Origin of the sequence: Nocardia suismassiliense, assembly GCF_900269665.1 — a bacterium.
Taxonomy (GTDB): Bacteria; Actinomycetota; Actinomycetes; order Mycobacteriales; family Mycobacteriaceae; genus Nocardia; species Nocardia suismassiliense.
In genome coordinates, this window is the sequence record NZ_LT985361.1 from 8,101,368 (window position 1) to 8,121,371 (window position 20,004).

Below are 20,004 nucleotides of genomic sequence, written 5' to 3' on the forward strand. Positions count from 1 at the left end.
TGGGAATCGCATGCGATTTTGTGTGCGGGAAATCAGACAGTGTGCGGGTGGAGCGTCAGGTGAGCAGGGTGGTGACTTCTGCGTCCTCGAGTTGGTGGAAGTCTTCGTAGGCGGTGCCGACGCCGCCGAGCGAGTGCGGGACCAGGGGGCAGACGACTTGGTCGGCTTCTGCGGCGACGCGGCGCAGCGCTTCGGCGGAGGAGACCGGCACGGCGACCACGATGCGGCTCGGCTGATGCAGTCGCGCGACCCGGCAGGCGACCACCACGGTCGCACCGGTGGCCATACCGTCGTCCACGATCACCACGGTGCGCCCGTCGAGCGGGATCGGTTTCGCGTCGCCGCGCCACACCGCCCGGCGCCGATCCAGTTCCGCCCGTTCCGCGGCTTCGATCTGGTCGAACTCGCGCTGATTTATCCCGGTGTGCGACAACACGTCCGGGTTGAGCACCCGCACGCCGTCCTCGCCGATGGCACCCATCGCCAGCTCCGGCTGCCACGGCACACCGAGCTTGCGGACCAGCAGAATGTCGAGATCACCACCGATGACGTCGCGCACCGCGGCGGCCACCGGGACCCCGCCGCGCGGCAGACCGAGCAGCAGCGGATGGGCCGCGCGCAAGTCCTCCAGATGCGTGGCGAGCGCGCGACCGGCCAGTGTCCGATCGGGGTAGATCATCCATCAAAACGCTACGCCCACCCGTCACCCGACCACCACCCCCGAATGAATCGCTTCGCGATACTGCGGCCCCTCGCCTGACCACCACCCCACGCAATACTGCGTCAGCCACGCTCCGTGATCGCGAACCGCCGCAACGCGAGGCTCGGATTGGTGGTGCGAACCTTGGCCAGGTGGTCCAGATCGACACTCGCGGTCAACACGCCCGGTTCGTCGCCGATCTCAGCGAGCACGGCCCCGGTCGGGTCGACGATCATCGACGCCCCGGCCCCGCGCGGCGCCGCTTGGTCGGCCGCGACCACATAAACGGTGTTCTCGATGGCGCGCGCACGCACCAGCGTCGTCCACTGATCGACCTTGCCCGGGCCGGGGATCCACTGCGCGGGCAGCACGAGCACCTGGGCGCCCGCGGCGGCCACCCGGCGGATGCCCTCGGGGAAGCGCAGATCGAAACAGGTCTGCAAACCAAATGTCACGTCCGCCACATCGAAAGTGGCCGGTTCCGTGATCGGGCCCGCCTCCACCGTCTCCGATTCGAGGTGTCCGAAGGCGTCGTAGAGATGCACCTTCCGGTACACCGTGGCGAGCGTTCCATCGGGCCCGAGCACGACGAGCGTGTTGCGGATCCGGCCGCCGCCGGGCTCGCCCTGCTCCACCATTCCGGCCACCAGATGCACCCCGAATTCGCGGGCGATCGCGCCGAGTCCGGTGACGAACGGCCCGGTCAGCGGTTCGGCGACGGCCACGACACGCTCATCGAGCCGGGTGACGGCAAACATCGAGTATTCCGGCGCGACGACCACGTGGGCGCCCCGATCACGCGCCGTGCGGACGTGCTCGCGCAGTGCGGAAAGGTTGGCCGACGGATCGGTGCCGGGGGCGAACTGGACGACCGCCACGTCCAGCTGGTTCGGTGCTGGGGTCTGATTCGTTTCGGAGCTATCCAGTTGCATACGTCTCACCGTATTGGGGCGGTGGCCGGGCAGGCCAGCACGAGGCAGTAAACTCCTGGTCAATGAGTACCAATCAGGTCGACAGCGTTCCTGGCGACAACGACAGGGACACCGACGGCCCGACTTTCGCCGATCTCGGGATCGATGACCGCATCCTCGCGGCCATCGCCGATGTGGGCTACGAGTCGCCGTCGCCGATCCAGGCCGCGACGATTCCGCCACTGCTCAGCGGCGCCGATGTGGTCGGCCTCGCGCAGACCGGCACCGGCAAGACCGCGGCGTTCGCCATCCCGATCCTGATGGGTCTCGACACCTCCGGCAAACTCCCGCAGTCGCTGGTGCTGGCGCCGACCCGTGAGCTCGCCATCCAGGTGGCCGAGGCGTTCGGCCGCTACGCCACGCACATCCCCGGGCTGAACGTGCTGCCGATCTATGGCGGCCAGGCCTACGGTGTGCAGCTGTCCGGGCTGCGCCGCGGCGCGCACGTGGTGGTCGGCACGCCGGGCCGGGTGATCGATCACCTGGAGAAGGGCACCCTCGACCTGTCGCAGCTGAAGTACCTGGTGCTCGACGAGGCCGACGAGATGCTGAAGATGGGCTTCCAGGAGGACGTCGAGCGCATCCTCAAGGACACGCCGTCCACCAAGCAGGTCGCGCTGTTCTCGGCGACCATGCCCGCGGCGATCCGCAAGATCTCCAAGCAGTACCTGAACAATCCGGTCGAGATCACCGTCAAGTCGAAGACGTCGACCGCCACCAACATCACCCAGCGCTGGGTGCAGGTCTCGCATCAGCGCAAGCTGGACGCGCTGACCAGGGTGCTCGAGGTCGAGTCGTTCGAGGCGATGATCATCTTCGTGCGCACCAAGCAGGCCACCGAGGAGCTCGCCGAGAAGCTGCGCGCCAGGGGCTTTTCCGCCGCGGCCATCAACGGCGACATCGCACAGAACCAGCGTGAGCGCACCATCGGCCAGCTGAAGTCCGGCGCGCTGGACATCCTGGTCGCGACCGACGTGGCCGCGCGTGGTCTGGACGTCGACCGCATCTCGCACGTGGTGAACTACGACATCCCGCACGACACCGAGTCCTACGTGCACCGCATCGGCCGCACCGGCCGGGCCGGGCGCAGCGGTGAGGCGCTGCTGTTCGTCGCGCCGCGCGAGCGGCACCTGCTCAAGTCGATCGAGCGGGCCACCAGGCATCCGCTGGAAGAGATGCAGCTGCCCAGCGTCGACGACGTCAACGCGCAGCGCGTGGCCAAGTTCGGCGACGACATCACCGAGAGCCTGACCTCGTCGAACCTGGCGCTGTTCCGCAGGCTCATCGAGGATTACGAACGCGAGCACGACATTCCGCTGGTCGACATCGCGGCGGCCCTGGCCGTGCTCTCGCGCGACGGCGACAACTTCCTGATGCAGCCCGAACCGCCGGAGCCGGTGCGCGAACGCCGCGAACGCCCGGATCGGCCGCGCCGGTTCGAGGGTGAGGACGATCGGACCGGTTTCGGTTCGCACAGCCGGGCCAACGGCACCGAGCTGGCCACCTACCGGATCTCGGTCGGCAAGCGGCACCGTGTGGTGCCCGGCGCGATCGTCGGCGCCATCGCCAACGAGGGTGGTTTACGCCGCAGCGACTTCGGGCATATCAGTATCCGGCCCGACCACAGTCTGGTGGAGCTACCCGCGGACCTGTCCCCGGAGACGCTGGAAGCGTTGCGCCGCACCAGGATCAGCGGCGTCCTCATCCAGCTCACCCCGGACGCGGGTCCGCCGGGACAGCGCTCGTTCACCCGCGGCCCGCGCCGCGAGGGCGGGAACGCGAAGCGGCCGGAGCGGCGTAAGCCACGCTCCTGAGCCGGGGAGAGTACGGCGAGGTCAGCCTCGCTAGCTAGAGTGTTGCCGTCCGGTACGGAATTAGTGCTGACGGCAGCGGGTGTCCCGCGAAAACTCGAGACGTGATGAGCGACAATGGCGCTGCCCGCTCATCGATGCCGGCCGGGTGCGGATGTCCCGCAGCGGCCCGAGGTGTCGATGGGCGACAATCGCGCAGCCCGTTCGTCGTCACGAACCGGGTGCGGGTGTCCCGCAAGACACAGGAGGGCCGCGTTTGTTCGTGTTCGGTGATCGTGTCGTCTGCTCCGCCGTCGACCTCGTGCGTGCGGCGCGCTGTGAGTTCGCGCTGCTTCGCGCCCTCGATACCGAACTGGGAACCGTCGCGGCCGATCCGGCGACCACCGCGGAATGGGCGCCCCAGCCGCGCACCTGGTTCGACGACGCACGCGACCGCAGGCTCAGCGACTTCCGCGACCGCTTCGGCAGCTCGATGGTGGAGATCCAACGCCCGCAGGACAAATCGCACAGCGGCCCGACGCTGATCGCGGGGCTGACGGCCGCGCACGCCGAGACCATCGCGGCGCTGCGGGCCGGCGTGCACGTGATCCACGGCGCCACCTTCTTCGACGGAACCTTCGACAGTTCCTGCGATTTCCTGGTGCGCGCCGGTCATCGGGTGCGCTACACCGTGCACGGCACCGCACACCGCAAGGCCGACCGCGTCGGCACCGCACTGGAACTCGCCGCCTGCGCCGACGCGGTGGACCACAGCGGATCGTTGACCGGCCCGCTGGTCCGGCTGCATCTCGGCGAGGACAACACCGCGTACGCGGTGAACGATCTGATCCCGGTGTACCGCGCACGCAGGCGCAGAGTCGAACGCATCCTCGACGAGAAGTTGAGCGAACTGCTACCCGCGCAGTGGGGTGATCCGCGCTATCTGGCCTGCGGACGCTGCGGGACCTGCACGACGGCCGCGGCGGCCGCGCGCGATCTGCTCCTCGTCGCCGGGATGCCGACCACCACACGGGCCCGGCTCCGCGAGGCGGGCGTGAGCACCATCGACCGGCTGGTCAGCACCGAGAGCACGGTGCGCGGCGTGCCACCGCGCACCTTCACCGCGCTGCGCCGACAGGCCGAAATCCAGCTGCGCCGCGAGGATTCCGGGCAGCCGACGCACAGCCTGGTCGACCCGATCGCACTCGGCGCACTGCCGCCGCCCTCCGCCGGTGACCTCTCGCTGACCGTCGTCGGTGGCGGGCGCACTCCGCTGGCCGTCGACGTCGGCGGACCGGGCACCGTGCACCTGACCTTCCGCGGCCCCTTCGGCATCGACGGCCAGCCGGGCAGCGAGGCGGCCGGGCAGCGGCGCGCGCTGGAGGAGGTGCTCGACTATCTCGCGCAGCGGCGGCGGATGTATCCGGACATGCACGTCTACCACTACACCGCCGCGGTGCGCACCGCGCTGCTGCACTGCACCGGCAGCACCGGCGTCGGCGAAGAGATCGTGGACGAGCTGCTGTGCGACGGCGTGCTGGTCGACCTGTATCCGATCGTGCGCAACGCGCTGATCATCGGGGAACGCTCCTATCGGCTGAGCAGGCTGGCGCGCCTGCTGCCCGGCGCGGCGCATTCGGCCGACGCCGAACGGGATTGCCTGACCGTGCTGCGGCTACGGGACTGGCTGCTGGACCAAGCCGCCGAGCAGCGCATCGACCCGCAGGCGGTGACGCTGGAGCGGACCGGATCCTGGTGTCAGGTGGCCGGTCCCGACGGACTCGAGCCCATCCCACCCTCGCGACCCTCCTCGTTCGAGGCGGCGCTCGCCGAATACGCCGCGGCACAGGACGAACCGCGCCACGTCGCCGCGATGATGGCCGCGGCGCTCGGTTATCACCGGCGCGAACGGCAGCCGCTGTGGTGGGCACACGTCGATCGGCTCAGCCACCCGGTCGACGAATGGGCCGATGCCCCAGGGGTGTTGGTGGCCGAATGGGGCACCGTCGACACCAAGTGGCATCGCAGCCCGGACCGCCCGACCATGCGGCGCTACCTCACACTCACCGGCCGAATCGGTTCGAGCTGGAGTGCGGGCGGCCCCGGACCGGCCACCGTGCTGACGCCGGGCACCACCGTCTACACCTTCTACGACCGGCCCGCGGCCGCGGGCATGGTCACCGCCGTCGGGCGCCGAGCCACCGCCGTCGCCACCGTGCTCGGCTGCTCGGTGGACGCCGAATTCGACGACGCCGTCCGGCTCGAAGAACTGCTGCCGGACGGCTGCGAACCCTACGACGAACTACCCACCGCGATCGCGCCCGGCCTACCCGCGTGGGACTGGAATGCCGAGACCGCCGTCGAATTCGCCGCCCAGCAGCTGCTCGTCGCGCTCCCGGAGATCCCCGAGGGCGCCGTGTTCGACCTGCTCGCCCGCCGCCCACCCCGGCTACGCGGTGGCGCCGCGTTGCCCGAGGTGCACGGCGACCATGCCGCGGCGATCACCGCCGCGATGCGCGAACTCGACCACTCCTACCTCGCCGTGCAGGGCCCGTCGGGTACCGGCAAGACCTCCACCGCCGCCCGGGTGCTCGAGCGTCTGGTCACCCGGCACAAATGGCGGATCGGCATTGTCGGCCAGACCCATTCGACCGTGGAGAACCTGCTGGACGCGGTCGTGCGGGTCGGCGTGCTGCCGGAGCTGGTCGCCAAGAAGGACGTCGAGTCGGTGGCGCCGGAATGGGTGGTCATCGACGCCTCCCGGTACGCGCGTTTCCTGGACAACGCCATCAGCGGCTGCGTACTCGGCGGCACGCCAACGGATTTCGCGAACGAGGCGATGGTGTCCAGGGCGGGGCTCGATCTGCTGGTGATCGCCGACGCGGGCCGGTTCCCGCTGGCCGACGCCGTCGCGGTCGGGGTCAGCGCGCGAAACCTGTTGCTGCTCGGCGATCCGGTGCCGCCCGCCACGCACAGCGCTCACCCGGAGCCGGTCGGCGAATCGGTGCTCGGCTGGCTCGCCGAGGGGCGGCACACACTGCCCGGCGAGCGCGGCTACTTCCTGGACCGCACCTGGCGCATGCATCCGCAGGTGTGCGACCCGATCTCCCGGCTGTACTACGACGGACGGCTGCGGGCCAACGAAACCGTCACGCTGGCAAGGGAACTCGATGGCGAGTCGCCCGGCGTGAGCACCGTGCTGGTACCCCATCACGGCAATGCCACCGAGTCCGCGGCCGAGGCCCGCGAAGTGGTGCGCCGGGTACGCGCGCTGCTCGCGATGAACTGGACCATCGGGGCTATCACCCGGCGACTGCATCCGCACGACATCTTCGTGGTCGCGCCGTACGCGGCGCAGGTCGGCCGGATCCGAACCCTGCTCGCCCGGGCCAAGATCGAGGATGTGCTGGTCGGCACGCCGGACCGATTCCGCGGCAGGGAAGCCGCCGTGGTGTTGCTCTCGATGACCACGTCCAGCCCGGCCGACGCGCCCTACGGGATGCCGTTCCTGTTGTCGCGAGCGCTGATTCACGCCGCGCTGTGCCGCGCGATGTGGAAGGCGATCATCATCCGCTCACCGCTGCTGAGCGAGTACCTGCCCGCCAGTCCGGACGAGATGCCCGAGCTGGCCGGGTTCTTGCGGCTCTGACTCAGCCGAAGCAGTTACCTTCACCGCGGTAGGTGGGCACGGTAGTCCTGGTGCCGTCCGAGTCGACCAGATGCACCTTGTCGAAGCGCTCGCACAGTTCGCCCGCCTTGGCGTGCCGGAACCACACCCGGTCGCCGATGCGTAGCTCCGCCGCACCGGTCAGTGGAGTCTGCACCTCGCCGGCGCCCTCGGTACCGATCAGCCGTAAACCGCTGGGCCACACCGGCATCGGTACGCGCGACGCACCGGTCGGGCCGGACGCGATATAACCGCCTGCGAAAACCGTTGCGATGGAAGGGGTCGGGCGGCGCAGCACCGAGGTGGCGAAAAACAGTGCGGGCCTTGGGGTGAAGGACCGGTAGTGGTCGAACAGGGTCGGCACGTAGAGCCCGGAACCCGCGGTCACCTCGGTGACATCGGGATCGGCGATGCTGACCTCGATCGACCCGCTACCGCCGCTGTTGACGATCTCCAGCTTGCCGGTCACCGAACGCACCGCGTCGAGTACTCGCTTGCGGCGCTTGGTGATCTCCGCGGCGGAGGCGCGCTTCATCAGGCGCAGTGCGACATTGCTGTCGGGCATGCCGGCGATCTGCGCCTCGTAGGTCATCACGCCGACCACCTCGAACCCGCGACCCAACGCTGCTGCGGCGAGCGCGGCGGCCTGCTCGGGAGTGCGGATCGGCGAACGGCGCACGCCGAGGTGGATCGGGCCGATCCGGAGGGAGGCGTCGACATCGAGGCACACCCGCGGATGCACCAGGTCGGTCCCGAGGGCGGCGCGGATGAGGTCGAGCTGGGCGACATCGTCGATCATCAGGGTGATCGAGCGGCGCAGCGTCTCGTCGGCGGCGAGTTCGGCCAGCGCGGCCCGGTCGACGGTCGGGTAGCCGAGCAGGATGTCGCGGGCGCCGCGGCGAGCCAGCCAGATGGCCTCGGGCAACGAGTAGCTCATCAGGCCCGCGAAACCGCCCGAGGCGGTGAGCTCACCGCCGAGCACTTCTTCGAGGACGGCGCGACAGCGCACGGATTTGCTGGCGACCCGGATCGGCACACCGTTCGCGCGGCGCACCAGATCGGCGGCGTTCGCACGTAAGGCGGTCAGGTCGAGGGCGGCCAGCGGCGGGTCGAGCTCTGCGGTGGCCGCGTGCAGCCCCGCGATGGGGGACGTGTCCGTCACCCCATCAACTCAACCACCAAACTGGTCAAACGTCCAGTACTTGCGGGAACTCATTTTCCGAGGTCACCGCACGCCCGGCGGGGACTAGACCTCGGCGGCGCGGGTGGCCAGGCTGCTCACCAGATCGTCGAGGACCACCAGCATTGTTTCGTCATTGCAATCGGCGAGCCAGCGCAACACGGTGCCTTGCAGCACCGAGACCGCGTAGGTCGCGATGGCCTCCACCGGCTCCAGCCACTGCACACCCGATCGGTCGGCACACAGCTGTAAGAAAGCGGCGACCTCGGTATCCATCTCCCGATAGACCGCGGACGCGGTGGGGTCGGCCAGGCAATCGGTCTGCGCCTCCCAGCGCTGACGCAGGGTCTGCACTGTGGCCTCGTAGGCCTGTACCTGCTTGCATGGGGCGGCCTTCACCAATGGCCAGTACGCGCTCACACCGGCGTGCAGTAGCACCCGTAGCGCGCGCACTCCTCCGTGATCCAGTGACGCGGCCGCCTTCTCGACGGCCTCGCAGATGGTCGGCCGTAGCCGAACCACTGCGGTGTCTCCTCGTACGCTCAACGACGACTCCCTCGGCGAAAAGATCTCGCGCACCCTCGTCGGCGCGACTCGTCGAACATGGCGGGCACTCCGCTGGAAATCCCAGGCTGCCCGGTCCAACGTTCATCAATGGTAGAGGGTTTTCGGGGTTTGAGAACAGGTTCAATGGGTATTTCCAGACCGCAAGAATGTTTTGTTACCCAAACGGAATGGTCGGGGTGCCATCGAGCCCTGCCCGGATTTCCCTCTCTCGGGGTCACTCTCAGCCCTGCCCGGCTGATAAGCAGACCGTTGTCCACTGTACGGGCGTGTACCGACGCGCCCCGAATCCTGTGGCCGATCACACAGGTGAAGCACGCAAAACGGTCACCTGCCAGTGTGGCATCCGATCCGGAAACGACACCCGCGCGACGCCTGCGGCCGGATAGCCTGAGTCGGTGACTCTCTCGCCGCCAGCCGATCAGTACTTCATCTCCGGCACCTTCAACTTCCGCGATCTGGGCGGGCTGCGCACCGACGACGGCGCGAAGGTCCGTCCCGGCGTGCTGCTGCGCTCGGCCCAACTGACCGGACTCGACGACGCCGGGTTGGCCACCCTGCGCGAACTGCGCGTCAGCGACGTGCACGACCTGCGCGGCGAACGCGAGATCGACCACATCGGCAGCGACCGGCTGCCCGAGGGCGTCCGGCTGAACGTCACGCCGTTCGACGCCAGGATGGCCGAGGCGCCGCCGCACCACACCGACGCCCAGGGCGCGTTCGCGCACATGCTCGAGGTCTACCGGATGTTCCCCGCGCTGCCCGAGGCCCATGCCGCGATCACCGCGCTGGCCGAGTCGATCGCGCGCGGCGAGGGCGCGGTGCTGGTGCACTGCGCGGCGGGCAAGGACCGCACCGGCTGGGCCGTCGCCACGCTGCTGCGCGCGGTCGGCGTGACCGAGACCGACGTCGAGGCCGATTTCCTGCTGAGCAACGGCGCCATCCCCGCCCTGCGCGCCATGATGACGACGAAACTGCTCGGCGGCGAAGAACTCTCGGTGGATCTGCTGGGCGTGCGCGAGGAATACCTCAGCACCGCTACCGCATCCATGCACGAGTTGCACGGTGGTGTGGACTCCTACCTGACGGCCGCCGGGATCACCCCGGAGCTGCGCGCACGGCTGCGCGAGCGGATGTTGGAGTGACGCAGGACTATTCGGCCTGAGCCAGGTCGCGGCGCACCAGGCCGTCGGTATCGATGGTGACCTGATCGCCGGTGTGGAACCAGGTGCCGGTGAAGCGGGCCGCGGTGGTGGTCGGGTCGTTCCAGTAGCGCGGGCAGACGTTCGGGCCGCGGCACAGCAGTTCGCCATGGCCGGCCTGCGCCTGCGGGCCCCACAGCGCCAGTTCGGTACCGCCGAACGGGAATCCGAGCACGGTGTCGGCGTCGGTGGCCGACTCCGCCGCGTCGTCGACGGCCAGGCCGATACCGCTGGTCTCGGTGGCGCCCCAGATCGACCACTGCCGGGCGACCGGGAACATCTCGCGCAGTTCCACGGCCAGATCGGCTGGGGTGGCGGGTGTCACGGCCCGCTCGCCCCGATGGCCCGCCTTGCTGATCCTGGCGATGCCCTCGGTGTGCATGCCGTCCGCGCGCAACGCGGCGAGCTCGGGCAGCAGACCGGCGAAGATCCGCGGCGTCGCCGACACCATGTCGATGCGTTCGGCCACAATGGCTTCCGCGAGCCCGCGGGTGTCGCGCGCCAGCACCACGGTGCCACCGACCGCGAAGGTCGGTAAGAGTTGGTCCACGCAGCCGCTGGCATGGGCGAGCGGCAGCAGCACCAGGTTGCGCAGGCCGTCGGTCGGCAGGTCGAGCGCGGCGACCACCGAACGTATTGCCGACAGCAGGTTTTCGTTGGTCAGCTCCACCCCCTTGGGCGCGGTGGTGGCGCAGCGTGGGGTGCCGCTGGTGTAGCTGAGCAGCGCCAGATCTCCCAGGGCCGCACCGTCATCGATGAACGCGGCGCCGTCGGGCAGTTCCGCGCCGCGCGCGATCTCGCGGCCGAGCACGAAATCCGCACTGCTGTCGGCGATCACCCGCTCGGCCACCGCGTCAGGCAAGCCGTCGTGCACCAGCACCGGTACCGCGCCGCTGAGCAGCGCGCCGAGGAACGCCTGCACCCAGCGCACGCCCGCGGGCATGTGCACCGCGACCCGGTCGCCGTAACCGATGCCGTGCTCCTGCAGCCCGCCCGCGATGCGCGAGGCGGAGTGCCACAGCTCCCGGTAGGTGAGCCGCGGGCCACCCACCTCGACCACGGCCTCGCGCGTGGAGAACGCGTGCACTTGCAGGTCGAGTAGCTCGGTGAGCGCCGGGGTCAGGTTGCCGTAGCGCAGCACCCCGTCGGCGCCGCGCGCCAGCGGGGCATCACGGGCATGCGGATGGGTCAGGGGGTATTCGACGAGCAACTGCGACATCCGTCCTCCGCGCGCCTCGAGTCAGCAGGCACTGCGACTATATGACGAGAGTCACATTTTCGCGGGCAGAGGCGATGAACGTGTCCTAGCTGTCACCGCCCCGTGTAGGTGGCCTTGCCCGGCCCGACCTCGAGGAAGCTGCGCACCGCGCCTTGCAGATCGGCGGTGTCGAACAGCGCGCCGGACACCTCCGGTGTCACCGAATCCGCATGGGCGACACCGCCGGAACGCCACGCCTCGATGATCTTCTTGGTCGCGGCGTGCGCCCTCGTCGGTCCATGCGCGAGCCGGTGCGTCAATTCCCTTGCGGCCGTGTCGACGTCGTCGTGCACGGCGTTCACCACGCCCCACTCCGCCATGGTCGCCGCGTCGTACAGGTCGCCGGTCATCACGAACTCGCGCGCCCGGCCCGAGCCCGCCCGTTCGGCCAGCCGCTGCGGGCCACCCATCGACGGCGTCAGGCCGACCACGGTCTCCACCAGACCGAACTTCGCCTTCGGCGCGGCCAGGATGATGTCGCAGGCCAGCGCGATCTCGAAGGCGGCGGTCAGCGTCAGCCCGTGCGCGGCGAACACCACCGGGCACGGCAGCGCCTCCACCGGATGGATGATCTGCGCGAACAGGGTCCGCCAGAGTTCGGCGCCCTGGTCCACCGACAGGCCGTCGAAGACGTGCACGTCGACGCCGCCGGAGACCAGCTTGCCCTCGGCGCGCAGCAGCAGCGCGCGCGGCGGGTTCGCCGACAGCTCGGCGAAGTCCTCGATCAGGGCGTCGAGCATCGCCCGGTCGAAGAGGTTCAGCGGCGGATTGGCGAGCGTCAGGGTCGCTACCTCGGCGCCGCCGTCGGTGATTTCGCGTTCCAGGCGAGTGGCCTTCTGATCGGTCATTCGGTCAGCGTAAGACCTTCGTCTGCCAGACTGTCGAGGTGACCAAGTCGGCGGAAAGCGGCTCCTACGTCGAGCCCGGCGAGTTCAAGCGGGACACGAACTACATCACCACCCGGATCACGGCCGACGGTCGCGACGGTTACCCCGTCGAACCGGGACGCTACCGACTGATCGCGGCGCGGGCCTGCCCGTGGGCCAACCGCACGCTCATCGTGCGTCGTCTGCTCGGCCTGGAAAGCGTGCTCTCACTGGGGTTGTGCGGGCCGACGCACGACAAGCTCAGCTGGACCTTCGATCTCGATCCCGGCGGCGTCGACCCGGTGCTCGGCATCCCCCGACTACGCGACGCGTATCTGGCCCGGTTCCCCGACTACCCGCGCGGCATCACGGTGCCCGCAGTGGTGGACGTGCCGACCGGGCAGGTGGTGACCAACGACTACCCGCAGATCACCCTCGATTTCTCGACCGAATGGGCCGAGTTCCATCGGCCCGGCGCGCCGCAGCTGTACCCCGAAGCGCTGCGCGCCGAGATCGACGAGGTGAACCAGGCGGTGTTCCGTGACGTCAACAACGGCGTCTACCGCTGCGGTTTCGCCGGATCGCAGGACGCCTACGAGGCCGCCTACGACCGCCTCTTCGCCCGGCTGGACTGGCTCTCCGAACGCCTTGCGAGACAACGCTATCTGGTCGGCGACACGATCACCGAGGCCGATGTGCGACTGTTCACCACGCTGGCCAGGTTCGACCCGGTCTATCACGGCCATTTCAAGTGCAACCGCTCGAAACTGAGCGAGCTGCCGGTGCTGTGGGCGTACGCGCGTGACCTCTACCAAACCCCCGGCTTCGGCGACACCACCGACTTCGCGCAGATCAAGCAGCACTACTACGTGGTGCACCGGGACATCAATCCGACCGGCATCGTGCCGAAGGGACCGGACCTGGCGAACTGGCTGACCCCGCACGGCCGGGAGGCGTTGGGCGGCAACCCGTTCGGTGACGGCACACCGCCGCCCCCGCCGCCGTTGGCCGAGCGGGTGCCCGCGCTGCACCAGCCGGACTGATGGAACCGGCGAGGCTGGGTACATCGTTGTCATGACGAGCTGGTCGGCGTAGGTGCCATAGAGTTCAACCAGCAGACCGGAAGAGGAGGGTGCCGCCGATGTTCAAAGGCGCGTTCGAGAAGACGGTGGTCCAGCTACTCGATTCAGGGTCGCGTATGCAGGCGCCCGCGGTCGCCAAGTATGTCGACCGGATCCGGCGCTCCCACCCGTCGGAAAGCCCAGCACAGATCATCGAGCGCCTGGAGAACCAGTACCTGCTCGCGGTGACCGGGAGCGGTGGCGCCGTCGGCGCGGCGGCAGCGGTGCCCGGTGTCGGCACGGTCGCGGCGGTCGCGGCGGTCAGCGCGGAGACCACGTTCTTCATGGAGGCCTCGGCCGTGTTCACCCTCGCGGTGGCGGCCGTGCACGGCATCTCGCCGGCGGACAAGGAGCAGCGCCGGGCGCTGGTGCTCGCCGTCGTGCTCGGCGAGGGCGGCATGGATATCGTGCAGAAGACCGTCGGCACGTCGGCGAAGAACTGGGGCACGGTGTTCGCCAACCGGATTCCCGGCCTGTCGTCGATGAACGATTCGCTGCTCAAGCGGTTCATCGTGCGCTTCCTCACCCGCCGCGCCGCGTTGATGGCGGGCAAGGTGGTGCCCGCGGGCATCGGCGCGGTGATCGGCGGCGTCGGCAACCGGGCGATGGGCAAGACCACGATCAAGAACGCGCGCCAGGCCTTCGGGCCGCCGCCGGTGGTCTGGCCGGCCGACCGGCACCTCATCGTGGACGCCGATCCGCTCACCGCGATCGACCCGTCGCAGCCGCAACCGCCGACCAAGCCGCAGTGACCGGGGTGGCACCGCTCGCCTTCTCCGTGCGCGCCATGACCAAGCGTTACGGTCTGGCCTCCGCCGTCGAGAACGTGAGTTTCACCGTCGCGTCCGGCACCACCGCCGCCCTCGTCGGGCCGCCTGGTGCGGGCAAGACCACCATCGCGCGGACTCTGCTCGGACTGCTCGAACCCACCTCGGGCACCGCGGCGGTCGGCGGGCCGGGGACCAATCGGCCCCGCGGCGACGCGGACCGTGCCGCCGTCAGCTCGGCTCTGGTCGTCGGCGGGGTGCTCGCACCGCGCGGACTGCACCCTGGGCGGACCGCGCGCGACCACCTCCGGGTGTACGCGGCGGCGGTCGGCGTACCGGACGGACGGGTCGAGGAAGTGCTCGAGCTCGTCGGGCTCGGTGATGTGGCCCGCTCGAAGGCCGGTGCGCTGTCGGCCGGTCAGCAAACACGGCTGGCCCTGGCGACCGCGGTGCTCGGCGACCCGCCGCTGCTGGTGCTCGACGAGCCGATGGACGGCCTCGACACCGCTGAACGTGGCTGGCTGCAAGACTTTCTGCGCAGGCACGCCAAACGCGGCGGTAGCGCACTGGTGACCAGTGCGAGCCTCGCCGCGGTGCTGCCGGGTGCGGACAACGTCATCGTGCTGAACAACGGTGCGGTGGTCTATCAGGGCAGTCCGGCGCGACTGCGCCGCGGGCACCCCGATCGGCTCGTCGTCGCGGCCTCGACCCCGATCGCCCTGGCGACCGTGCTGGCCGCGCGTGGTTTCACGGATGCCGTGATCCGGCCGGACGGGCGGCTCGCCGTGGCCGAGGCGACCGAGGCCGACATCAGGGATGCGGCGACAGCCGCGCAGGTGCGGTTGGACAGCATCATCCCCGATCTGATCCATCCCGATCGGGTGCTGGCCTCGCTGACCAAACCGCAAGCGCCGGCGATCTCGCCCTACCCGGGCCTGTCCGGGACCGCTCATCATCCGACGCCGATGCCCTACGGAATTCCTCGATGATCACGATTCTGCCGCCGGAGCTCGTGCCCTCCGTCAACTCCGAGGTGCGCAAGGTCGCCACGCTGCCGGCGAATCGGCTGCTCGTCTGGGTGCCGCTGGTGGTCGCGCTGCTCGCGAGCATGGCCAGTGCGCTCATGGCGGGCAAAGCCGATCCCAAGAGCGAACCCATCACCGGCACCGCGACCCTGGGCCTGTACATCGGCCTCGCGGTGGTGGTCGTGGCGGCAGCGGTGTTCGGTGCGACCAGTACCGGCGCCGAGTACGGGCACCACACCATGCCGATCACCGCGCTGTTCACCGGGGACCGCGACCGGCTCGCCGCGGCGAAACTGCTGGTCACCGGCGTGTTCGCGCTGGCGGTCGCGGTGGCGGTGGAGCTGGTCTCGGTGCTGACGCTCGCGGCTTTCGGCCGCGGCAAATTCGACTTCGACCTGGATCTGGCGGCCGTGCTCGGCGGCGGTCTGCTCGCCGCGGTCTGCTGGTCGCTGATCGGCGCAGGCCTCGGGTTCCTGCTGCGGTCGTCGTCGACCGCGATCGGCGTCATGCTCGGCTGGCTCGTCGTCGCCGAGCCGCTGCTCTGGCTGATCGCCAACGGCGTCGGGGCCACCGGCTTCGTCACCCTGTTCCCCGGCTCCGCCACCATCAGCACCATCGCCGTCGGGTCCTATCCCGACAGCGACTTCCTCGCGCCGACACCCGCCGCCATCGTGGTGCTGCTGCTGTGGACCATCGGGATCGGCGGCGCGGGCTGGTGGAACCTGCGACGCCTGGACCTGTGAACCGGGGCGGCTGACGCACGGGAACAACGACGTGTCGGTGCGCGTCATTACCGTGGATGGTTATGGGCGGGGTAGTCGAAGCGGGCGAAGACACCGGGTCAGCTGAGCGCGACCCGGGCGGTCCCGGCTGGATTCGCCGGCTGTGGGGCGAGAGCCGGACGCACCGCGGCACGCTCGCCGGCCTAGGCGCGGCCGTGCTGGCGGGTGCCGGGGTGGAGATCGCCGGGCCGCTGCTGACCAAACGCGCCATCGACGCGGCGGGGACCGGCCAGACCGCCGTGATCGGAGTCGTCGCCGGGCTGCTGGTGTTGCTCGCGGTGGGGCGGTTCGCGGCCGGATTCGGCCGGCGGTTGCTCGCGGGCAAGCTGTCGCTGGACGTGCAGCATTCGCTGCGGGTGGACCTGCTCGGGTCGCTGCAACGGCTGGACGGGGTCGGCCAGGACGCGATCCGGACCGGTCAGGTGGTGTCGCGGTCGATCACCGATCTGCAACTGGTACAGGGACTGCTGGCGATGGTGCCGCTGGCGAGCATGGCGGTGGTGCAATTCGTGCTCGCCGCGGTGGTGATGCTGTGGCTGTCGCCGCCGCTCGCGGTACTCGCGCTGCTGATCGTGCCCGCGATCGCGCTGGTGGTCTACCGGCTCCGGCCCCGGCTCTACGCGGCCACCTGGTCCGCGCAGCAGCGTGCCGCCGATGTCGCCCAGCATGTCGAGGAGACCGTCACCGGGGTCCGGGTGGTGAAGGGGTTCGGGCAGGAAGCCCGGATGGTGGACGTGCTCGAAAAGCACAGTCGCACCCTGTATGCCGAGCGGATGCGTGCGGCGGCGGTGAACTCGCGCTTCGCGCCGACGGTGACCGCCATTCCGCAACTCGGCATGGTCGGCGTCATCGTGGTCGGCGGGCTGCTCGCGCTGCACGGGACGATCGGGATCGGCACGTTCGTCGCCTTCGCCGCGTACGTCGCGACGATGAGCGGTACCGCGCGCATCATGTCGGGGGCACTGGTCCTCGCGCAATTGACCCGCGCCGCCGCCGAGCGCGTGTACCAGGTGATCGACACCGCGCCGGTGATCACCGATCCTCCCGAGCCCACGCCGCTGCCCGCAGGCCCGCTCGGCATCGAGATCGACTCGCTGACTTTCGGATTCGAGCCGGATCAGCCGGTGCTGCGCGAACTCGACCTGACCGTGCGGCCCGGCGAGACGGTGGCGATCATCGGGCCCGCGGGCTCGGGAAAGACCACGCTCTCACTGCTGCTCCCCCGCTTCTACGCACCCGACGCGGGCCACATCCGTCTGTTCGGCGCCGAGCCGGAGCACCGCGTCGACCTCGCGGACCTGCGCGCCGCCGACCTGCGCAGCGCCATCGGCGTGGTGTTCGACGACCCGTTCCTGTTCTCCGACACCATCGCAGCCAATATCGCCATCGGCCGCCCGGAGGCCACCGACGCCGAGATCCGGGCGGCCGCGCAGGCCGCGGCCGCCGACGACTTCATCGGCGAACTGCCCGACGGCTACGACACGGTGGTCGGTGAACGCGGCCTGACCCTGTCCGGCGGGCAACGCCAACGCATCGCGCTGGCCCGAGCCCTGCTGGCGCGGCCACGCATTCTCGTGCTGGACGACGCGACCTCCGCGGTGGATGCGATCACCGAGGCCGCGATCTTCGGCACGCTGCCCGATCAGGCCGGGCGCACCACGCTGATCCTGGCGCACCGCGAATCGACCCTCGCCCACGCCGATCGGGTCATCCGGCTGCCCGCACCGGTAAGCGCGCAGCTGACCGCACACAAAGCACCCGTGGCGATTCCGACTACCGCCGCCAACGGCAGCGCGGGCCACACCTTCGCCGCGGCCGCCGCCGATCTGACGGAAACGCCTGAGCTACGCCAGGAAATCGCGCGCCTGCCACCCGCCGACGAGCAGCCGAAGCTGGACGACCAACGGCTGCGGCAGCCCGATCCCGGTTTCCGGCTGACCAGGCTGTTGCGCCCGGTCCGCGCGCTGGTGATCGCCGCGGTCGCCCTCCTGCTGCTCGACGCACTGGTCGGTGTCGCCTTCCCCCCGATCGTGCGATTCGCGATCGATACCGGCGTCGGTGGCGGCAATTCCGGGGCACTCTGGCTCGCCGCCGGTCTCGGCATCGCCTTGGTCGCCGCGGGCTGGCTGGTCGGCGCGGCCAACACGCTGATCACCGCGCGGACCGGCGAACGGGTGCTCTACGGGCTGCGCATCCGCAGCTACGCGCACCTGCAACGGCTCGGGCTCGACTACTACGAGCGCGAACTGTCCGGCCGGATCATGACGCGGATGACGACCGACCTGGACTCGTTGTCCACGTTCCTGCAGACCGGGCTGGCCACCTCGTTGATCGGCGGGCTGACCTTCGTCGGAATCGCGGTGGCGCTGTTGGTGATCGACGTATCGCTGGCCTTGGTCGTTATCGCCACGCTGCCGCCGCTGTTCGTGGCGACGGTGCTGTTCCGGCGCTTCGCGTCGACCGCGTACACCGTCTCGCGGGAGAACGTGTCCACCGTGAACGCCGACTTCCAGGAGAACGTCGCCGGCTTGCGCGCGGTCCAGGCCAACCGGCACGAGCCGGTCGCGGCCCGCCGCTTCGCTGAATACTCCGATCGGTATCGGCACAGCCGAATGCGCGCGCAGACCTCGATCGCGTTGTACTTCCCGTTCATCACCGCCTGGTCCGGGGTCTCGCTGGCCGCGGTGATCTTCGTCGGCGCCCGCGAGGTGGCGGCGGGTACCACGACGGCAGGCACCCTGGTCGCCTTCGTGCTGTATCTGGAACTGCTGTTCGCGCCGGTGCTCGCGCTGTCGCAGGTGTTCGACGGTTATCAGCAGGCGCGCGTCGGGCTGCGCCGGATCGGCGAGTTACTGCGCACGCCCTCGGCGATCGCGAGCGATCGAGCCGACGCGGTGCCGATCGAGCACGGGCTGCGCGGCGAGGTCGTCCTCGACGACGTGCGCTTCCACTACCCCGGTGTGCAGAAGCTCGCCCTGGCCGACGTCTCGCTGCGGATTCCCGCGGGCAGCACCCTCGCGCTGGTCGGCCCGACCGGTGCGGGCAAGTCGACCATCGTCAAGCTGCTCGCCCGGCTGTACGACCTGCCGCCCGACGCGGACGGCACCGGCGCGATCCTGGTCGACGACACCGACATCCGTGACTACCGTCTCACCGACTACCGCGCCCGCCTCGGCATCGTGCCGCAGGAAGCGCACCTGTTCAGCGGCGACGTCGCGAGCAACATCGCCTTCGGCAAGCCAGGCGCGACCGACGCCGAGATCGCCGAAGCCGCGGCGGCGGTCGGCGCGACGGCCATGATTGCGTCCCTACCGCTCGGCATGCGCCAACCGGTCGGCGAGCGCGGACGCGGCCTGTCGGCGGGTCAGCGGCAGCTCGTCGCGCTGGCCCGCGCCGAGCTTGTGCGCCCCGACTTACTACTGCTCGACGAGGCGACGGCTACCCTCGATCCGGACGCCGAGGCAGCGGTGCTCGCCGCGAGTCGATCGTTGACCCGCGGGCGAACCACCGTCCTCGTCGCACACCGGCTCGGTACGGCGGCGCGAGCCGATCGCATCGCCGTCGTCGAACACGGCCGGATCGCCGAAATCGGCACTCACGTCGAGTTGCTCGCCGCAGGTGGCGGGTATGCCCGACTGTGGGCAGCGGCACGTGAAACCGGGGGAATATTCTCGGTTACGGACAAGTCGTCTTCTATGAGGTGAGGTTTGTCGGGTGGTCAGTCGCTCCGTCGGTTTGCTGCTGGGCCTATCCTCAGATAGGGCGCATCGGCGCGCATCCGCTGATCCCCGTGCCGGGCACGTCACAAACGTCGCAGCGCGAAGAACGAAATGAGGCGAACACCTGCTGTGAGCAGCTCAACTTCCCAGTTCGGACAGAACCAGTGGCTAGTCGATGAGATGTATCAGAAGTTCAAGCAAGATCCATCTTCGGTCGATGAGAGTTGGCACGAGTTCCTCGCCGATTACACGCCCGAAGCCACGGGTGATTCCGGTAACAGCTCGGCCGCCCCGGCCGCGGCCGCTCCCGCGCAGGCGCCGACCCCGGCTCCGGCACCCGCGCCGGTGAACTCGGCCCCCAAGGCGAACTCGGCGCCCAAGGCCGCCGCGCC

15 protein-coding genes are annotated in these 20,004 nt (G+C 69.7%); 9 read left to right on the top strand and 6 right to left on the bottom strand.

Annotation, left to right across the window (positions count from 1 at the left end):
* Window positions 1-55 precede the first annotated feature (55 nt).
* Window positions 56-679: a phosphoribosyltransferase gene (locus tag DBO33_RS36225; RefSeq protein WP_107659054.1), complete on the bottom strand. Its 624-nt coding sequence runs from the start codon at window positions 677-679 to the stop codon at window positions 56-58.
* 104 nt (window positions 680-783) lie between these two features.
* A complete protein-coding gene (locus DBO33_RS36230; protein WP_107659055.1) occupies window positions 784-1,632 on the bottom strand; it encodes a carbon-nitrogen hydrolase family protein in 849 nt (282 codons plus the stop codon).
* Window positions 1,633-1,694: 62 nt separating this feature from the next.
* Between DBO33_RS36230 and DBO33_RS36235 the strand changes: the two genes are divergently transcribed.
* Both DBO33_RS36235 and DBO33_RS36240 read left to right on the top strand, forming a co-directional pair.
* Window positions 1,695-3,485 carry a DEAD/DEAH box helicase gene (locus DBO33_RS36235; RefSeq protein WP_107659056.1) on the top strand — a complete coding sequence of 597 codons (1,791 nt, stop codon included), beginning with the start codon at window positions 1,695-1,697 and terminating at the stop codon, window positions 3,483-3,485.
* A gap of 259 nt (window positions 3,486-3,744) precedes the next feature.
* A complete protein-coding gene (locus DBO33_RS36240) occupies window positions 3,745-7,110 on the top strand; it encodes an AAA domain-containing protein (RefSeq protein WP_234391238.1) in 3,366 nt (1,121 codons plus the stop codon).
* Window position 7,111: 1 nt separating this feature from the next.
* Here the strand turns inward: DBO33_RS36240 and DBO33_RS36245 are convergent, their stop codons facing one another.
* Both DBO33_RS36245 and DBO33_RS36250 read right to left on the bottom strand, forming a co-directional pair.
* On the bottom strand, window positions 7,112-8,290 hold the full coding sequence (locus tag DBO33_RS36245) for an amino acid deaminase/aldolase (RefSeq protein WP_107659058.1): 1,179 nt from the start codon (window positions 8,288-8,290) through the stop codon (window positions 7,112-7,114).
* A gap of 84 nt (window positions 8,291-8,374) precedes the next feature.
* Entirely contained in the window at window positions 8,375-8,854 is a 480-nt protein-coding gene (locus tag DBO33_RS36250) for a TetR family transcriptional regulator (RefSeq protein ID WP_107660895.1), read from the bottom strand.
* Window positions 8,855-9,270: 416 nt separating this feature from the next.
* Here DBO33_RS36250 and DBO33_RS36255 point away from each other — a divergent pair, with 416 nt between their 5' ends.
* On the top strand, window positions 9,271-10,017 hold the full coding sequence (locus tag DBO33_RS36255; RefSeq protein ID WP_107659059.1) for a tyrosine-protein phosphatase: 747 nt from the start codon (window positions 9,271-9,273) through the stop codon (window positions 10,015-10,017).
* A gap of 7 nt (window positions 10,018-10,024) precedes the next feature.
* Here DBO33_RS36255 and DBO33_RS36260 read toward each other — a convergent pair whose 3' ends face one another.
* Complete coding sequence (locus DBO33_RS36260; protein ID WP_107659060.1) at window positions 10,025-11,293, bottom strand: class I adenylate-forming enzyme family protein; 1,269 nt, start codon at window positions 11,291-11,293, stop codon at window positions 10,025-10,027.
* 92 nt (window positions 11,294-11,385) lie between these two features.
* The gene (locus tag DBO33_RS36265) at window positions 11,386-12,180 is read right to left on the bottom strand and encodes an enoyl-CoA hydratase/isomerase family protein (protein ID WP_107659061.1); all 795 of its coding nucleotides are present in this window, start codon (window positions 12,178-12,180) and stop codon (window positions 11,386-11,388) included.
* Window positions 12,181-12,218: 38 nt separating this feature from the next.
* On the opposite strand from DBO33_RS36265, the gene DBO33_RS36270 reads away from it, so the two are divergent.
* The 6 genes from DBO33_RS36270 to DBO33_RS44285 all read left to right on the top strand — a co-directional run.
* Window positions 12,219-13,241, top strand: coding sequence for a glutathione S-transferase family protein (locus tag DBO33_RS36270; RefSeq protein ID WP_107659062.1), 1,023 nt, complete (start codon window positions 12,219-12,221; stop codon window positions 13,239-13,241).
* Window positions 13,242-13,339: 98 nt separating this feature from the next.
* Window positions 13,340-14,071, top strand: coding sequence for a hypothetical protein (locus DBO33_RS36275; protein WP_107659063.1), 732 nt, complete (start codon window positions 13,340-13,342; stop codon window positions 14,069-14,071).
* Entirely contained in the window at window positions 14,068-15,075 is a 1,008-nt protein-coding gene (locus DBO33_RS36280) for an ABC transporter ATP-binding protein (protein ID WP_107659064.1), read from the top strand. The genes DBO33_RS36275 and DBO33_RS36280 overlap by 4 nt, the downstream gene beginning before the upstream one ends.
* Window positions 15,072-15,854, top strand: coding sequence for an ABC transporter permease (locus DBO33_RS36285; RefSeq protein WP_107659065.1), 783 nt, complete (start codon window positions 15,072-15,074; stop codon window positions 15,852-15,854). The genes DBO33_RS36280 and DBO33_RS36285 overlap by 4 nt, the downstream gene beginning before the upstream one ends.
* A 62-nt stretch (window positions 15,855-15,916) precedes the next feature.
* Window positions 15,917-19,597, top strand: a complete 3,681-nt coding sequence (locus DBO33_RS36290) for an ABC transporter ATP-binding protein (RefSeq protein WP_107659066.1) — start codon at window positions 15,917-15,919, stop codon at window positions 19,595-19,597.
* Between the two features lie 144 nt (window positions 19,598-19,741).
* A partial coding sequence (locus tag DBO33_RS44285) for a 2-oxoglutarate dehydrogenase E1 subunit family protein (protein ID WP_234391449.1) occupies window positions 19,742-20,004 on the top strand: 263 nt, incomplete at its 3' end.